This is a genomic window from Segeticoccus rhizosphaerae (genome assembly GCF_005222685.1).
Taxonomy (GTDB): Bacteria; Actinomycetota; Actinomycetes; order Actinomycetales; family Dermatophilaceae; genus Segeticoccus; species Segeticoccus rhizosphaerae.
In genome coordinates, this window is the sequence record NZ_SWMA01000019.1 from 51745 (window position 1) to 67760 (window position 16016).

The window sequence follows — 16016 nt, forward strand, 5'->3', positions numbered from 1 at the left end:
TGGCCGTGGGGAGTGATCGTGAGGTCTGCGACAGCGGGCTGTCTGGGACCTGACAACCATTTCTGAGGGTCTTGGCTCCCTGTCGGGCGGCTGACACCGGGGCGCGCGACAATGTCGTTGTGGACCAGACGTTCCTGACCGGGCAGCTGCTCGTCGCGACGCCGGAGACCGGAGGTGAGGTCTTCCGGCGCAGCGTCGTCCTGGTGCTGCACCACGACGAGGAGGGCGCGCACGGTGTGGTGCTGAACCGGCCGATCGAGGCCGCCGTCGACGCCGTCCTGCCGGGGTGGGAGGAGCACGTGACCAAGCCGGCGACCCTGTTTCAGGGCGGCCCCGTCGGGCTCGACTCGGCCCTCGGCCTGGTCACCGTGCCGGGGTCGGTGGACGAGCCGATGGGTGTGCGGCTGCTCTTCGGCGGGATCGGCCTGGTCGACCTCGACGTGCCGCCGCTGGTCGTCGTGCCGGAGATCGCGGGGCTGCGGATCTTCGCGGGCTACTCGGGATGGTCGGCGGGGCAGCTGGAGCGAGAGGTGCGTGAAGGCGGTTGGTATGTCGTGGACGCCGAGGCCCGCGACGCGTTCAGCGCGCAGCCCGAGGTGCTCTGGCGTGAGGTGCTGCAGCGCCAGCGTGGCAACCTGGCCCTGGTGGCGAGCTTCCCCGACGACCCTTCGATGAACTGATTGCCGCTGCGCTGCGTGAGGTGGCATCCGCCCCCCTTCTCCTAGAATGGGCCCATGACTGACTCGCAGACGCCCCTGGACGACCCACACGCCCCGCAGCTCGACCCGGAGCCGTCCATGCCGAGCACGAGGACGGCGGTGCTCGAACGCGAGCAGGTCGAGGAGCAGCTGCAGGAGCCCGGGGACCACGAGCGGTTCTCGCACTACGTGCGCAAGGAGAAGATCCTCGAGAGTGCCCTCTCCGGCGAGCCGGTGGTGGCGCTGTGCGGCAAGGTCTGGGTCCCGGGCCGGGATCCGCAGAAGTTCCCGGTCTGCCCGATCTGCAAGGAGATCTATGACGGGCTGCGCGCTCCGCAAGACGGCGGCGATGACTGAGGATCGAGCGCAGCGAGGCCCGGAGGTCGTCGCGGGAGCCGGACCATCGGCTCTGGACGGCGGCGACGACTGAGGATCGAGCGCAGCGAGGCCCGGAGGTCGTCGCGGGAGCCGGACCATCGGCTCTGGACGGCGGCGACGACTGAGGATCGAGCGCAGCGAGGCCCGGAGGTCGTCGCGGGAGCCGGACCATCGGCTCTGGACGGCGGCGACGACTGAGGATCGAGCGCAGCGAGGCCCGGAGGTCGTCGCGGGAGCCGGACCATCGGCTCTGGACGGCGGCGACGACTGAGGTAGCGGTCGGGGCGGCGTGGGCCGTCCGTTAGGCTCGGGGCAACATGAGTACGTCTGCCGCATCGCACCTGTCACCAGCCTTCCCGGAGCGAGCGGCATGGGGCACGGCGGACAAGTTGCGGGCCTGGCAGGCCGAGGCCGTGGCGCAGTACCTCGACACGTTGCCGCGGGACTTTCTGGCCGTCGCCACACCCGGTGCGGGCAAGACGACCTACGCGTTGCGGCTCGCGACCGAGTTGCTCGGCCGGGGGATCGTGCGCCGGGTGACCATCGTCGCGCCGACCGACCACCTCAAGACCCAGTGGGCCGACGCGGCAGCACGCGTGGGCATCCGCATCGACCCGAGGTTCACCAACGCCCAGGGCCGCCACAACGCCGAGTTCGACGGGGTGGCGGTGACCTACGCGGGGGTCGCGAGCAAGCCGCTGCTGCACCGGGCGCGCACCGAGGCCGCTCCGACGCTGGTCATCCTCGACGAGGTGCACCACGGCGGCGACAACCTGTCGTGGGGTGACGCCATCCGCGAAGCCTTCGAGCCCGCGACGCGACGGCTCGCGCTCACCGGCACGCCGTTCCGCTCCGACACCAGCCCGATCCCCTTCGTCCGCTACGAGGAGGACGGCGACGGCATACGCCGCTCTGCCAGCGACTACGCCTACGGCTACGCGGAAGCATTGCGCGACGGGGTGGTGCGCCCAGTGCTGTTCCTGGCCTACGGCGGTGCCATGCGCTGGCGCACCCGGGCCGGTGACGAGATCGCCGCGCGACTCGGCGAGCCGCTGACCAAGGACGCCACCGCCCATGCGTGGCGCACGGCTCTGGACCCGAGCGGAGAGTGGATCCCGTCGGTGCTGCGGGCGGCCGACAAGCGGCTCACCGAGGTGCGTCGTGGCGTGCCGGATGCGGGGGGCCTGGTCATCGCCTCCGACCAGACCAATGCCCGTGCGTATGCCCGCGTGCTCGAGTCGGTCACAGGCCAGAAGCCGACCGTCGTGCTGTCCGACGACTCGGGGTCCTCCCGCCGGATCGAGGAGTTCGCCGAGGGCGAGCAGCGCTGGATGGTGGCGGTGCGGATGGTCTCCGAGGGCGTGGACGTCCCTCGCCTGTGCGTCGGCGTCTACGCCACCTCGACCTCCACACCGTTGTTCTTCGCCCAGGCGGTGGGGCGGTTCGTGCGCGCTCGCCGTCGGGGCGAGACCGCCTCGGTCTTCCTGCCGAGCGTGGCCACCCTCCTCGAGCACGCCGCCCACCTGGAGGACGAGCGCGACCACGCCCTCGACCGGCCCAAGAAGCCGGGGGAGGAGTCGATGTGGGCCTCCGAGGAGGGACTGGTCGCGGACGCCAACGCCACCAAAACGGAGGCCGACGCGGACCAGTTGTCGTTCGAGGCGCTCGAGTCCGACGCCGAGTTCGACCACGTGCTCTTCGACGCCCAGCAGTTCGGTCTCAACGCCGACGTCGGCAGCCCCGACGAGCAGGAATACCTCGGCCTGCCCGGTCTGCTCGAGCCCGACCAGGTCGCCACGGTGCTGCGCCAGCGGCAGGCCCGCCAGAAGCCAAGCCGCCGCGCGAAGGAGGCCTCGGCCCCGGTGTCGGCGCACCGGGCGCTCGCGGCCCAGCGCAAGGAGCTCAACAAGCTCGTCTCCGCCTACGCCCGCAAGAGCGGCGCGCCGCACGCGGTGGTCCATTCCGACCTGCGACGGCACTGTGGCGGACCGGCCCTCGACCAGGCCACCAGTGAGCAGGTCGGTGCGCGGATCGAGGCGATCCGCCGCTGGTTCGTCGGCCGCCGCTGACCCACTTCCTCGCGAAGTTGCTGGAAGAGGGCGTCACCGATGACGCCATCTCCCAGCAACAAGCGGGGCTTGCCCCGGATCAGACGCCGACCTCGGTGGCCGACCGAGGCAGCCGTCCCTTACCGGGGGCGAGCACGCCTTCGGGCACCAGCCACTGGTGGGCCTCGTGGACGTACTTGCCGCGCTGGACGGCCGGGTCCCGGTCACCGAGCTGGGTAGCACGCTCCGGCGGACACCGGTAGATCGAGAACCCCACGAGCCGCCCCGGCGGCACGTCCTGGACCGGACCTGCCGCCAGGAGCTCGCCCCCGTCGAACAGGCTCGCGAGGTATCCCATGTGCTCGTCCTGCAGGCGCGCCTTCTCTTCACCGGTCAGGTCTGGCTGCGGGTCGGCGAGCAGGAGCAGCGACAGCGTGAGCGGCTCAAGCCGCACCGCCGACACCTCCCGCCGGCGCCGACTCTGGCACGGTGGCCAGCGGCCGCACCTCGACACCGCCCGGTCCTGCGCATCCCGGGCACTCGGCCGCGAGCGCGAGCGCGGTGTCCAGGTCGGGGCAGTCGACGAGGAAGTAGCCGGCCAGCCACTCCTTCGTCTCCATGAAGGGCCCGTCGACCAGCAGCCGCTGGCCGTCGCGCTCGCGCACGGTCGTCGCCGTCTCGGGTGGCTGCAGCGGAGCCGCCGCGCGCAGGGCGCCCTTGCGCTCCAGGTCGTCGAGGTAGGCCCGCATGGCGGACCGCACCTTCTCGCTCTCCGGGCTCGCGGGGTCGGCTCGCTGTCCGCTCTGGTAGAGCAGCATCAGGTATTGCATGTCTCCTCCTTCGTCACGTGCTGGTGTGGTGGGAGTTCGTCAGGTCGTGCCGCCGGTCGCCGCCTGGAACAACCTGAACGTCGTGCCCTGGTCGTCCTGGCACACCGCGTCCTTGCCGATGCCGGGCATGTCACGGACCGGTTCCGCCTGGCCGCCGAGTGACTCGACCTGCGCGACGGCCGCCTCGATGTCGTCGACACCGAAGTAGACGGCAAGTGGTGCGCCGGCCGCGGCCCCCTCACTGGCGAGGATGCCGCCGGACGGCTGGCCGGGGATGAACTGGTAGGACTCGCCGAACGGCTCGAGCTGCCAGTCGAAGAGCTTGGTGTAGAAGGCCTGTGCCTTGGACAGGTCAGGCGTGGGAATCTCGAAGTGCACGAGCTGAGCGCTCATGGTGGTCTCCTGGTGAGGATGGACTGTGGACGTCCTGTTGACGAACGGGACGGGCCGAACTCGACACACCCCTCACGAATTCCTGTCAGCAGGTTGGCCCAGGGACGAACGTCGACGGAGCAGGTGGGCCCGCTCGGCCGGATTGCGCACCTGCTCGAGAGCCCGGCCGTATGCCGTGTCAGCCTCCTTCGTGCGTCCCAGCCGCGCGAGCAACTCGGCGCGGGTCGCCGACAGCAGGTGGTAGTCCCGCAGGTCACCGATCGCGTCGACCAGGTCGAGCGCGTCCGAGACCCGGCCCGTCTCCGCGACGGCCACCGCGTGGTTGAGCGAGACGACGGGAGACGGCGACTGCCGCGACAACTCGGCATACAGAGCGGCGATGCGCTCCCAGTCGACCTCGGTGGCGGAGGGGGCTGCCATGTGGGTCGCCGCGATCTGGGCCTGCACCAGGTAGGGCCCGTCACCGCCCAGCCGCTGCGCCCGGTCGAGCAGCCGGAGCGCCTCGGCGACCCGCCCGGCGTCCCAGCGACTCCGGTCCTGGTCGGCCAGCCGCACGATCCCACCCGCCTCGTCTGTCCGGGTGCCCCTGCGCGCGTCGTGGAGCAGCATCATGGCGCCGAGCCCGAGGACCTCTGGCTCGGTCGGCAGCAGCGTCGCGAGCAGCGAGCCGATCCGCAGCGCCTCGCGGCACAGGTCGGCGCGGACGAAGGGCCCGGGCGCGCTCGAGGTGTAGCCCTCGTTGAAGACGAGGTAGACCACCGCGAGGACCGCGTCCAGCCGCGGCTCGAGCGCGTCGTCGGCCGGCACCGTGAAGACGATGTTGGCGTCGCGGATCTTCCGCTTGGCCCGCACCAGGCGCTGGGCCATGGTGGCCGTCGGCAGCAGGAAGGCGTGCGCGATCTGTGCTGCGGTCAGGCCACCGACGGCCTGCAGCGTCAACGCGACTCGTGCCTCAAGGGACAGGGCAGGGTGACAGCAGGTGAAGATGAGGCTGAGCCGCTCGTCGCCGATCTCGCCCAGCTGGGAGTGCTCGTCGGGCTCCGCGGGCGCGGTTCCCGCTCCCTCGAAGACCTTCGCGGCAACCTGCTTCTCCGCACCCACCTTGTCCCGCCGCAGCCGGTCGAGCAGCCGGTGCCGCGCCACCGTGACGAGCCACGCGGCCGGCTCGTCGGGTACGCCGGAGCGGGGCCACCGCTGCAGCGCCGTGGCGAACGCGTCCTGCAGCGCGTCCTCGGCCAGGTCGAGCTGGTTGGTGCTGCGCACGAGCGCGGCGAGCACCCGCACCCGTTCGGTGCGGAACACCTGCTCGACGGCCGCCCGACCACCGTCCCCGGTCACCCTGTCAGGGTACGAGCGTTCCCGCTCGCCGGCTCGGCCTTTTCAGGCCCTGGGCAACCGCCCGGACGCGCTCAGCCGCTCCAGGACCCGGTCGAGGGGCAGCGCGTATGCCGTGTGGCCGCGGTAGCCGGTGGTGGTCACCGCGTGTACGAGTGACGAGACCAACGCCTCCTCGACCGCCTCCATGGTTGCCGCGAACACCGGGTTGAGCTCGGGGTCCGGCATCGCAGGGGCTTCGGTCGAGGTGCTGAAGGTGATGGCGTAGTCGCCACTGCCATGCGCGAAGTCGGCGCCCACCCGATCCATCGCGACGATCGCTCGGCGGGCGACCCGGCCGAGCTGCCGGGCATCCACCGGTGCGTCTGTGGCGACGACTATCATGCACGAGTTCCCTTGCCGATATTGATCTTCCGTCGCCTGGGCCGCCGCTGCTGGGTCCTCCGCGTCCGCGACTCCCGAGGTCTCGGCCGGTGACGGGGCGATGCCCTCCAGGAGCTCGGCGGTCGGCATACGAACTCCTTCGATCCGCAGCGTGCCGCCGAAGTTGGACTGTACGAGGGCTCCGACGGTCCACCCCCGCGCACCCTCCCGGGCGACGCGTGAGGCGGTGCCGATGCCGCCCTTGAAGCCGAGCGCACAGGTGCCGGTGCCGGCCCCCACGCAGCCCTCGTCGACCGGTCCTGGACGGGCCGACGCGAGCGCGTCCAGGACGTGCCGCTCGCGCACCGGCCGGGTTCTGATGTCGGACAGGTAGGCGTCGTTCGTCTCGCCCACCAAGGGGTTGAGGGTGACGACCTGCTCCCGCCCGGGCCTCGTGAGCTCGTGGGTCAGCAGGGCGTCGGCCACCCGGTGGACCGACAGGGTGCTGGTCAGCAGGATCGCGGTCTCGAGGGTGCCCAGCTCGTCCACCTGGGTCGAGCCGACCAGCTTGCCGTGGCCGTTGCCGACCGCCACGGCCGCGGGCAACGTGTGCCGCCGCTCGTCCAGCTGGGTGGGCACGATCGCGGTGACGCCGCTGCGGATGTCGCCGTCGGAGAGCGTGGTGTGCCCGACGTGGATGCCGGGGACGTCGGTGATCGAACCGAGAGGCCCGGTGGGCAACGTGCCGATCGTCAAGCCGTGCGCGGACGCCGAGAGACCCATGCCCCCAAGGCAACCACAGGTGGGAAGGTGCGGGGCACGGCCCTGTGCCGCAACAACGCGGGGAGAGGGCCGACTGCGGGAGGTACGGTGCGAGGTGTGAGCGCGAAACGGGCTGGGCCGGTCGGCGGTGAGACGTCGCAGACCCTCGACCGCGGGCTGGCGATCCTGCAGCTGCTGGCCGACCGCGAGCACGGTGCGGGGATGACCGTCACCGAGCTGGCCTCGGCGCTGGGTGTGGGCCGTCCCGTCGTCTACCGGCTCGTGGCCACGCTCGAGGCGCGCGACTTCGTGACGCGACGCGAGGACGGCCGGATCCGTCTGGGACTCGGGCTGACTCGCATGTCGGCCTCGGTGCTGCCGCTGCTCCGGGACGCGTCGTTGCCCACTTTGCGCGCCCTTGCTGACGCGGTGGGCGCTACCGCCCACCTCACCATCGTCGAGGGCGGCGACGCGTTCGCCTTGTCGGTCGTCGAACCGACCTGGACCGACTACCACGTGGCCTACCGCATCGGCAGCCGGCACGCCCTCGACCATGGTGCCGCCGGCAAGGCGATCCTGGGTGCCCGAGTGGGGCGGACGTCATACGTGGTCACCGACGGTGAGCTGCAGTCGGGGGCGCACGGCGTCGCTGCACCCATCGTCGGGCTGGCCGGGCTCGAGGCGTCCGTCGGGGTCGTCTCGATGGGGCCGCTGGACGAGCAGAAGCTCGGGCCGCAGGTGGTCTCGGCAGCCGCCCGGATCGCCCGCGCCCTGCGCTGAGCGGTGACCACGGCGGCGACGAGCCGCGATCAGTGGGGCTGCGCCGAACCGCCCTCCTGCGCTGGATCCGTGCCGTCCCCTGGACACGTCTGCGCCGGTGCGGCCAGCTGGACCAGGGGGAGGGTGCGGTAGGGGATCTGGGTGGCGAGAGCGATGACCGTCGCGGCGCGCTCCACCTGGTCGACGGCGACGACGCGGTCGATGACGTGCTGCAGGTGGGCGTTGTCCTGCGCCACGACGCGGATCATCAGGTCGCCCTGGCCGGTGATGGTGTGCGCCTCGAGGACCTCCGGGATCCGCCGCAGGTGCGCGACGACGGGGTCGTGGCCGCGGCTCTGCCGGATCTCCAGAGTGCAGAAGGCCGTCACGGGATAGCCCATCGCCGACGGCTCGACCTGGGGTGCGAAGGAGGTGAGGACCCCGCGCCGCTCGAGCCGGTCGAGCCGGGCCTGCACGGTGCCGCGCGCCACCCCCAGGGCTCGAGATGCCCCGAGCACCCCGATGCCCGGCTGGTCGGTGAACACGGTGATGATCCGGGTGTCGAGGGGGTCCAGTCCGTCGTTGTCAAGCATGGACAGATTGTCCAGCAGGAAGGAGTCTCGTGCCAACAGGTTGCGCATCGTGACCAGAGCAGAGTGGCACAGTTGTGCAGCGACGGCACGGTGGCACACAGTGCGGTCATGACCGACACCATCCCCCTCACCGACCAGGAGCGGCAGGCCGACCTCGACCTGAACCAGCTCAAGCAGCTCGTGGGCCTCGTGGAGTACGACGAGACCAAGGACGTGTTCCCCGTCACCGGCTGGGACGCCATCGTCTTCGTCGTGGGCAATGCCACGCAGGCCGCGCACTACTACCAGTCCGCCTTCGGCATGGAGCTCGTCGGCTACAGCGGCCCCGAGACCGGCAACCGCGACCACAAGTCCTTCGTGCTGAAGAGCGGCTCGATCAAGTTCGTCATCAAGGGCGGCGTCGACCCGGACAGCCAGTTGCACGACCACGTCCGCGCGCACGGTGACGGTGTCGTCGACATCGCGCTCGAGGTGCCCGACGTCGACAAGTGCATCGCGCACGCCCGCTCGGTCGGCGCGACCGTCGTGCAGGAGCCCGAGGACATCACCGACGAGCACGGGACCGTCCGCATCGGTGCCATCGCCGCCTACGGCGACACCCGTCATACCCTCGTCGACCGCAGCCGGTATGACGGGGTCTACCTGCCCGGCTACGTCGAGCGGTCGTCCGGTTACGTCAAGCGCGACGGGCAGCCGAAGCGCTACTTCCAGGCGCTCGACCACGTCGTCGGCAACGTCGAGCTCGGCCACATGGACGAGTGGGTCGCCTTCTACAACAAGGTGATGGGCTTCGTGAACATGGCGGAGTTCATCGGCGACGACATCGCCACCGACTACTCGGCGCTGATGTCCAAGGTGGTCGCGAACGGCAACCACCGGGTGAAGTTCCCGCTCAACGAGCCGGCGCCGGCCAAGAAGAAGAGCCAGATCGACGAATACCTCGAGTTCTACCGCGGCGCCGGTGCCCAGCACCTCGCGCTCGCGACGAACGACATCCTGCGGACCGTGGACCTGATGCGCGCGGAGGGCGTCGAGTTCCTCAACACGCCGGACTCCTACTACGAGGACCCCGAGCTGCGCGCGCGCATCGGCGAGGTCCGTGTGCCGATCGAGGAGCTGCAGAAGCGCGGCATCCTGGTCGACCGTGACGAGGACGGCTACCTGCTGCAGATCTTCACCCGCCCCGTGCAGGACCGGCCGACGGTGTTCTTCGAGCTGATCGAGCGGCACGGCTCGCTCGGGTTCGGCAAGGGCAACTTCAAGGCGCTCTTCGAGGCGATCGAGCGTGAGCAGGACAGCCGCGGCAACCTCTGAGCCAGAAGGCTTTTCGCGGGAGTATGACGGGTGGTCCCGGCGCCGACGCGGCGCCGGGACCGCTCACGTCGGCGGAGATGATGCCTGCTCGTCGGTCAGGTGCGGGAGAACGCCTGCGGCCAGGCGTTCCAGCTGGTCGCGGTTCTCGGCCACGGTGCCGCCCACCGGGTTGAGCAGGATCAGCTCGGCTCCGGCGGCGCGCACCTCATCGAGCCCGCGCACCACGTCCTCCGGCGTGCCGAAGACCGGCACCTCCTCGATGCCCTTCATGCGCCCATAGATGCGGCGCAGCCCGGTCATGACCAGGTCACGGGCACGGCCCGGGTCCTCGTGCACGGCGAGGTAGACCCGCTTGCCGATCGTGAATCCGTCGGCGGGCTTGCCCTGCTCCGCCAGCTCGCGGCGCAGGACGGTGACCTGCTCGGCGAAGGCGGCCGTGCTCGTGGATCCGGCTCCCAGGAACGCGTCGCCGAGCCTGACGGCCCGGGCCAGTGCCCGAGGAGCGCTGCCACCGAACCAGATCGGCGGATGCGGCCGCTGCACCGGCTTCGGCTGGATGGGCAGGTCGTCCACCTGACGGAAGCGTCCGGCAAGTGTGACTCGGGGCTCGTCCGACCACGCCGCCTTCATCAGCTCGAGTCCCTCGCTGAACCAGGAGATGAAGGACGTCCCGTCGACGCCGAAGGCCTCGAACCTGCGGAACCCGCCGCCGGGCGAAACCCCGACGTCGAGTCGTCCGTGGCTCATCCGGTCCACGGTGGTGATGGCCGCGGCCAGCTGGAGCGGGTCGTGCTGGGTGGTGACCAGCACCGCGACGCCCAGCCTGAGACGCTCGGTGCACGCGGCGGCATACGCGAGCAGCTCCAGGGGCGCGAGCATCGGGGTCGGCCCGATCGCCTGCTCCATCACCCAGCCGCTCTCGAAGCCGAGCTCCTCGCAGCGAGCGAGGTAGGACTTCAGCCCATCGGCGTCGAAGCGGTCCTGGTCGACCTGCGGGATGGAGATCGCGAGGCGCATAGTGCGACGCTACTCCGAGGAGCTGTCGCCGGAGGCCCGCGTGGTCGGTCAGGGCCCGGGCGCTGGGTCGCGTCGCCGACCAGTCATTCGACCCCGTTTGAGAGGATCAACCCATGACGCAACCCTCCGGGTGGTACGACGACCCGAACGACCCCACACAGGTCCGCTACTGGGACGGGGTCGTCTGGACCGACCGGACGTCACCGAAGCTCAACCCCAACGTCGAGCGCTCGTCGATCGGCTCCCCGTCGCCGACAGAGACCGGGACAGGGGACGCTTCCCAGGAGAGCAGGGGAACGGGCCGGCCGTCTCCGTGGTCGGCTCCCGGCCAACAGGCAGGTGGATCTCACCCGCAGGGGGGCGGACCCTTCCGGCAGGGCGGTGACGCCTATCGGCCGGCTCCGCAGTACGGGCGGCAGGGCTTCTACGCCGCACGTCCCACGACGCCGGACGGACAACCGCTCTCGGGCTGGTGGCGCCGGGCCGTGGCGAGGATCGTCGACGGCATCATCGTCGCCCTCATCACCATCCCCTTCACGTTCTGGGCCTACGGACCGGTCGAGGACTCGGCGCAGAGATGGGTCGACGACGTGCTGCAGGCCGCGCGCGCCGGCTCCACGCAGACGCCCCCGATTCCTGGCGATGTGCTTCGCTACGTCGCCATCATCTCGGCGATCTCCTTCGTGCTCTACGGAATCTACGAGGTCTTGCTCCTGTCGCGGACGGGCTCGACGCCCGGCCGCCGGCTGGTGGGCATCAGCGTGCGGCTGCGGGACCAGCCGGGACCGCCACCGGTCCGCGCGATGATCGAGCGTTACCTGGTCAAGGAGGGGCCGGTGATCGTGGGCATGCTGCCGACCATCGGGATCTTCGCGTCACTGTTCATGCTGGTGAACTACCTGTGGCCACTGTGGGACCCGCACAAGCAGGCGCTGCACGGGAAGCTGGTCAAGACGAATGTCGTGCTGGGCCCCCAGCCGAGGCGCGGATCGCGGCCAGACGGCTCAGCCGCTGGTCACCACTAGCGCGACCCGGGCTGAAGGCTGCGGGGGGGGTGACCCGAGAACGCCGACTGGTCAGCGGCCCATCCCTTGAGCGCCGAGGCGTCGGACGAGGTGCCAAGAGCCAGGAAAGACGCCGGAGCAGGCCAGGACCTTGATCAGGTCGCCGACCAGGAAGGGCACCACGCCGAGGGTCAGTGCGGTCGCCAGACCGAGGTGCGCGGTGGCCATCAGCCACGGCACGCCCACTGCGTAGATCGCCAGGTTGCCCAGGACCATCACGCCCGCGGTGTGGACCGGGCTCTGAGTCGCACCGCGCTCGGCCAGCCGCCCGACCACCGCAGCCGCGAGGATGAAGCCGAGGACGTAGCCGAACGACGCGCCGCCGAACCCGGACCCGCCCTCGGCGAACCACGGCACACCGGCGATGCCCATCACGGCATACAGCATCATCGAGATCAGACCGCGCGCTGAGCCGAGGCTGGCACACACGAGCAGCACGCCGAAGGTCTGCATGGTGAGCGGCACCGGCGTGAAGGGGAGTGGGATGGCGATCTGCGCCAGGACTCCGACCAGGCCGGCGCCGGCGGTCACGAGGGCGGCGTCGCGGACGGCTCCTCCGGGGACGACGTCTGCCAGCACTCTCGAGCTGGCGGTGTTCATCGACATGGTTCGCCTTTCTGGGCTGCGTGTGCTGACCGTACCGAGGCACGATGGCGCTGTCTGCAGGCGTCCAACCGCTGGTCGCCCGAAACCGTCGAGCGAGGCGTCCCCGGCGGGCCTAGGTTAGCGGGGTGCACTCGAGACACGAACAGGTGTGGACCGAGCGGCTGCTCATGCGCCGATGGCACGTCCTCAACTCTCCCTCGCAAGTGGTGATGCGACGGCGGCGGGACGTCCTGCGAAGTGGTCGGCCCGGCAGCCACGACGCAGGACGTTGTGGCGAGGCTCCCGCTTCGGGCGTCAGCGGGCCGGCTTGATGGTGCCGGTGACCTCGCCGAGCCCGATGCGGGTGCCGTCAGGTCCGGGGGCCCAGCCGGTGATGGTGACCGTGTCACCGTCCTCGAGGAACCCACGGGTCGAGCCGTCCGACAGCGTGATCGGCTCGGTCGCGTTCACCGTCATCTCGATCAGCGAGCCGCGCTCGTCGGCGTTCTCGCCGCTGATCGTGCCGGAGGCGAACAGGTCGCCGTCGCGCAGGCTGGCGCCGTTCACGGTCATGTGGGCGACCATCTGCTCGGGCGACCAGTAGATGAGGTTGTAGGGCGGCCGCGAGATCACCGTCTCGTTGAGGCGCACCTCCAGCCGCAGGTCGATGCCCCGCCCGGGCCCGTCGGCGCCACGCAGGTAGGGAAGTGGCTCCGGGTCCTGCACCGGCAGGGCCACGCGGGCGGCCTCCAGCGCCGCCATCGGCACCACCCACGCGCCGGCGGACGAACCGAAGGACTTGCCGAGGTTGGGACCAAGCGGCACCTGCTCCCACCCCTGGATGTCCCGTGCGCTCCAGTCGTTGAACAGCGTGACGCCGAACAGGTGGTCGGGTGCGTCGTCCACGGTGACCCGCGTGCCCATCGGAGTCGCGCCACCCACGACGAAACCCAGCTCGGTCTCGATGTCGAGCCGCGAGCTCGGGCCGAAGGTCGGCGCCTCGTCGGCGGGAGCCTTCCGTTGTCCGGTCGGCCGGACGATGTCGGTGCCGCTGACGACCACCGTGCCGGCCCGACCGTGGTAGCCGACCGGCAGGTGCTTCCAGTTGGGCTTGAGTGGGGCCTCGCCCGGCCGCATCACCTTGCCCAGGTTGGTGGCGTGCTGCTCGCTGGCGTAGAAGTCGACGTAGTCGGCGACCTGGATCGGCAGGTGCAGCGTGACCTCCGCGAGGTCGTGCAGGTGCGGCTCGACCGCCTCCCGGTGCACCTCGTCGGTCAGGATCTCGGTCAGCCAGGCCCGAGCCGTCCTCCAGGCCTCGTGCCCGAGGGAGAGGAAGGCGTTGAGGCTCGGCGTCTGCCAGACCGCAGCAAGGTCCGGCCCCTCACCGACGCCCACCTTCTCCCGCCCGATCGCCGCGACTGCCCCGGCGTCCAGCACCCGATCACCGATGCGGACGCCGACGCGCCGCTCGCCCCCCGTGGGCGAGAACACGCCATACGGCAGGGTGTTGATGCCGAAGGGATGGTCGGCGGGCAGGTCGAGCCAGCTGGTCATCATACCGGGTTCCTTGTCGTTGTCGTCGGGTCAGCGGGTCGCGGTGAGCAGACCGAGCTCGTCGAGCTCACCGATGGGGTCGAGGACACCACAGCATCCGTATGCCGTGAAGAACCCTCGCACGACGCTCGCCTCGGCATCGCTCATGCCGGTGATGATGTCCAGCAGACCAGCCGGATCCCTCGAGGAGACCAACGAGGCCAGCTCGTCGACATCGCCGCCGTCGATCGCGAACCGGGTGGCGGCCAGCACGCCGAGCAGGCCGTGCTGTTCCTCGCCGTCCTCGGTGGTGTGGGCGAGGACGTGGTGCAGTCCGCCGGTGAGCTTGAAGCTCAGGTCGAGGTCGAGGCAGTCGCGGATGAAGCTCGCGAGCTCCTCGGCCGTCGGCACCGGCTGGTGCGGTGTGGAGCCGGTGCGGAACTTGGCCTGCAGCCGGACGCTCTCGCCCTGGGCCGCACGCAGCTGCGCCAGCGCGCGGGTGCGAGCAGTCGTCTCGCGCGGCACCTCCACGGACAGGGGCAGGTCCCAGGCCAGGGCCTCCTCCCAGTCCGGGGACCAGCCGATCTCGACGCCGGTGACTTCCAGGTCCCGCACGTCCTGCAACGTGGCCAGGGCGTCGACGACCACTTGGTGCGGCGTGCCGGGACGGGCGATGAGGCCCACACGCAGTGGGCCAGGGCGCTCCAGCTCGACAAGGTCACCGGCGGCGGACGCGGGCACCAGCAGCGGGCCGACGAGGTCGGCATGCGGGTGGTCCTGCCGCGCGAGGTGCTCGGCGACGGCGCGGTCGAGGGGCGCGAGACCCGGTGGGAAGACGGCCGCATCGTCGACGAGCCGGGCAAACAGGTCTCGCTCGGCGGGCCTCTCCGCGCGGACGGCAAAGCGCGTTGACATGTGGCGCAGGCTACTGGATGGTGAAGGTAGAGAGACACTTTCGTCCGCTCAGCGGACACTTCGTTGATGGGTTCCAGGAGGATCGAGCATGGCCTACTACCAGCGCCTCGGCAGCGTGCCGGGCAAGCGGCACACCCAGCACCGCAACCCCGACGGCGGCCTCTACTACGAGGAGCTGATGGGGGAGGAGGGGTTCTCGTCCGACTCATCGCTGCTCTACCACCGCGGCATCCCGTCGCAGATCAGCGACGCCCGCGCCTGGGACCTCGGTGACCTCGACACGACCCCCAACCACCCGCTGGTGCCGCGGCACCTCAAGCTGCACGACCTGTTCGAGGCGTCCAGCGCCGGTGTGGACGTGGTGACCGGCCGCCGCCTCGTGCTCGGCAACGGTGACGTGCGGATCTCGTATGCCGTCGCCGACGCCCCGAGCCCGTGGTACCGCAACGGGATCGGCGACGAGTGCGTCTACGTCGAGCGCGGCGCGGCACGAGTCGAGACGGTGTTCGGCGCGTTCGACGTCGCCGAGGGTGACTACCTGGTCATCCCACGCGCCACCACGCACCGCTGGCTCCCGGTCACCCAGGGCGACCAGGGGTATGCCGAGCCGTTGCGCGCCTACTGCATCGAGGGCAACTCGCACATCGCCCCGCCGAAGCGCTACCTGTCGCGCTACGGGCAGCTGCTGGAGCACGCGCCATACTGCGAGCGTGACCTGCGTCCGCCGCAGGGTCCGCTGCTGGCAGAGGACATCGGCGCGAAGCCGGAGGAGCCGACCGAGGTCTTCATCAAGCACCGGGGGAGCGGACCCGACTCCACCGGCGGCCTGGTCGGCACGGTCTACACCTACCCGTTCCACCCGCTCGACGTCGTGGGCTGGGACGGGTGCCTCTACCCCTACGCGTTCAACGTGGCCGACTACATGCCGATCACCGGCAAGGTGCACCAGCCCCCGCCGGTGCACCAGGTCTTCGAGGGCTCGGGCTTCGTCATCTGCAACTTCGTGCCGCGCAAGGTGGACTACCACGAGCTGTCGATCCCGGTGCCCTACTACCACTCCAACGTGGACAGCGACGAGATCATGTTCTACGTCGACGGCGACTACGAGGCGCGCAAGGGCTCCGGCATCGGCAAGGGCTCGATCTCGGTCCACCCGGGCGGTCACGCCCACGGCCCGCAGCCCGGGGCCTACGAGAACTCGATCGGCGTGCACTACTTCGACGAGCTCGCCGTCATGATCGACACCTTCCGGCCGCTCGAACTCGGTGAGGCCGGCCGTGCGGTGGACGACGGCAAGTACGCCTGGTCGTGGGTCGGGGGCAAGCGGGGCGGTGGTGGCACGGACGGCGGCAAGGGCGAGGTCTTCACCACCAGCTGACTGCCGCGTAACCCCTTCCCGTGCGGGCGGCGGACTGCGATACTGCCGAAC

At 70.6% G+C, this 16016-nt stretch carries 17 protein-coding genes; 7 read left to right on the forward strand and 10 right to left on the reverse strand.

Features of this window, described 5'->3' with window-relative positions; translation table 11 throughout:
• Positions 1–119: 119 nt before the first annotated feature.
• The 3 genes from FCN22_RS13455 to FCN22_RS13465 all read left to right on the forward strand — a co-directional run bounded on the left by FCN22_RS13455 (position 120) and on the right by FCN22_RS13465 (position 3145).
• Positions 120–680: a YqgE/AlgH family protein gene (locus tag FCN22_RS13455; protein ID WP_137122077.1), complete on the forward strand. Its 561-nt coding sequence runs from the start codon at positions 120–122 to the stop codon at positions 678–680.
• Between the two features lie 117 nt (positions 681–797).
• A complete protein-coding gene (locus FCN22_RS13460) occupies positions 798–1055 on the forward strand; it encodes a DUF3039 domain-containing protein (protein WP_373681317.1) in 258 nt (85 codons plus the stop codon).
• A 338-nt stretch (positions 1056–1393) separates the two neighbouring features.
• On the forward strand, positions 1394–3145 hold the full coding sequence (locus tag FCN22_RS13465; RefSeq protein ID WP_137122079.1) for a DEAD/DEAH box helicase: 1752 nt from the start codon (positions 1394–1396) through the stop codon (positions 3143–3145).
• 79 nt (positions 3146–3224) lie between these two features.
• Here the strand turns inward: FCN22_RS13465 and FCN22_RS13470 are convergent, their stop codons facing one another.
• The 5 genes from FCN22_RS13470 to FCN22_RS13490 form a co-directional block, all read right to left on the reverse strand.
• Positions 3225–3578: a YciI family protein gene (locus FCN22_RS13470; RefSeq protein WP_162308205.1), complete on the reverse strand. Its 354-nt coding sequence runs from the start codon at positions 3576–3578 to the stop codon at positions 3225–3227.
• Positions 3568–3954, reverse strand: coding sequence for a YciI family protein (locus FCN22_RS13475; protein WP_137122081.1), 387 nt, complete (start codon positions 3952–3954; stop codon positions 3568–3570). Before FCN22_RS13475 ends, FCN22_RS13470 begins: the two co-directional genes overlap by 11 nt.
• Positions 3955–3993: 39 nt before the next feature.
• Positions 3994–4347, reverse strand: a complete 354-nt coding sequence (locus FCN22_RS13480) for a VOC family protein (protein ID WP_137122082.1) — start codon at positions 4345–4347, stop codon at positions 3994–3996.
• Between the two features lie 72 nt (positions 4348–4419).
• Positions 4420–5685 (reverse strand): RNA polymerase sigma factor, encoded by a 1266-nt coding sequence (locus FCN22_RS13485; protein ID WP_137122083.1) that lies wholly within the window; start codon positions 5683–5685, stop codon positions 4420–4422.
• A 42-nt stretch (positions 5686–5727) separates the two neighbouring features.
• Complete coding sequence (locus FCN22_RS13490; RefSeq protein ID WP_137122084.1) at positions 5728–6828, reverse strand: P1 family peptidase; 1101 nt, start codon at positions 6826–6828, stop codon at positions 5728–5730.
• 96 nt (positions 6829–6924) lie between these two features.
• On the opposite strand from FCN22_RS13490, the gene FCN22_RS13495 reads away from it, so the two are divergent.
• Complete coding sequence (locus FCN22_RS13495; protein WP_137122085.1) at positions 6925–7587, forward strand: IclR family transcriptional regulator; 663 nt, start codon at positions 6925–6927, stop codon at positions 7585–7587.
• Positions 7588–7616: 29 nt separating this feature from the next.
• On the opposite strand, the gene FCN22_RS13500 is transcribed toward FCN22_RS13495, so the two are convergent.
• A complete protein-coding gene (locus FCN22_RS13500; protein WP_137122103.1) occupies positions 7617–8159 on the reverse strand; it encodes an Lrp/AsnC family transcriptional regulator in 543 nt (180 codons plus the stop codon).
• Positions 8160–8267: 108 nt separating this feature from the next.
• On the opposite strand from FCN22_RS13500, the gene hppD reads away from it, so the two are divergent.
• Positions 8268–9473 (forward strand): 4-hydroxyphenylpyruvate dioxygenase, encoded by a 1206-nt coding sequence (gene hppD / locus FCN22_RS13505; protein ID WP_137122086.1) that lies wholly within the window; start codon positions 8268–8270, stop codon positions 9471–9473.
• Between the two features lie 63 nt (positions 9474–9536).
• Here the strand turns inward: hppD and FCN22_RS13510 are convergent, their stop codons facing one another.
• Positions 9537–10490: an LLM class flavin-dependent oxidoreductase gene (locus FCN22_RS13510; RefSeq protein WP_137122087.1), complete on the reverse strand. Its 954-nt coding sequence runs from the start codon at positions 10488–10490 to the stop codon at positions 9537–9539.
• A 113-nt stretch (positions 10491–10603) separates the two neighbouring features.
• Between FCN22_RS13510 and FCN22_RS13515 the strand changes: the two genes are divergently transcribed.
• Positions 10604–11515: an RDD family protein gene (locus FCN22_RS13515; RefSeq protein WP_137122104.1), complete on the forward strand. Its 912-nt coding sequence runs from the start codon at positions 10604–10606 to the stop codon at positions 11513–11515.
• Positions 11516–11566: 51 nt separating this feature from the next.
• Here the strand turns inward: FCN22_RS13515 and FCN22_RS13520 are convergent, their stop codons facing one another.
• The 3 genes from FCN22_RS13520 to FCN22_RS13530 all read right to left on the reverse strand — a co-directional run bounded on the left by FCN22_RS13520 (position 11567) and on the right by FCN22_RS13530 (position 14587).
• Positions 11567–12154: a biotin transporter BioY gene (locus FCN22_RS13520; protein ID WP_202911570.1), complete on the reverse strand. Its 588-nt coding sequence runs from the start codon at positions 12152–12154 to the stop codon at positions 11567–11569.
• A 300-nt stretch (positions 12155–12454) separates the two neighbouring features.
• Positions 12455–13693: a fumarylacetoacetase gene (gene fahA, locus FCN22_RS13525; protein ID WP_202911572.1), complete on the reverse strand. Its 1239-nt coding sequence runs from the start codon at positions 13691–13693 to the stop codon at positions 12455–12457.
• A 30-nt stretch (positions 13694–13723) separates the two neighbouring features.
• Complete coding sequence (locus FCN22_RS13530) at positions 13724–14587, reverse strand: hypothetical protein (RefSeq protein WP_137122090.1); 864 nt, start codon at positions 14585–14587, stop codon at positions 13724–13726.
• A gap of 88 nt (positions 14588–14675) precedes the next feature.
• Between FCN22_RS13530 and FCN22_RS13535 the strand changes: the two genes are divergently transcribed.
• On the forward strand, positions 14676–15965 hold the full coding sequence (locus FCN22_RS13535) for a homogentisate 1,2-dioxygenase (protein ID WP_137122091.1): 1290 nt from the start codon (positions 14676–14678) through the stop codon (positions 15963–15965).
• The last annotated feature ends 51 nt before the right edge of the window (positions 15966–16016 follow it).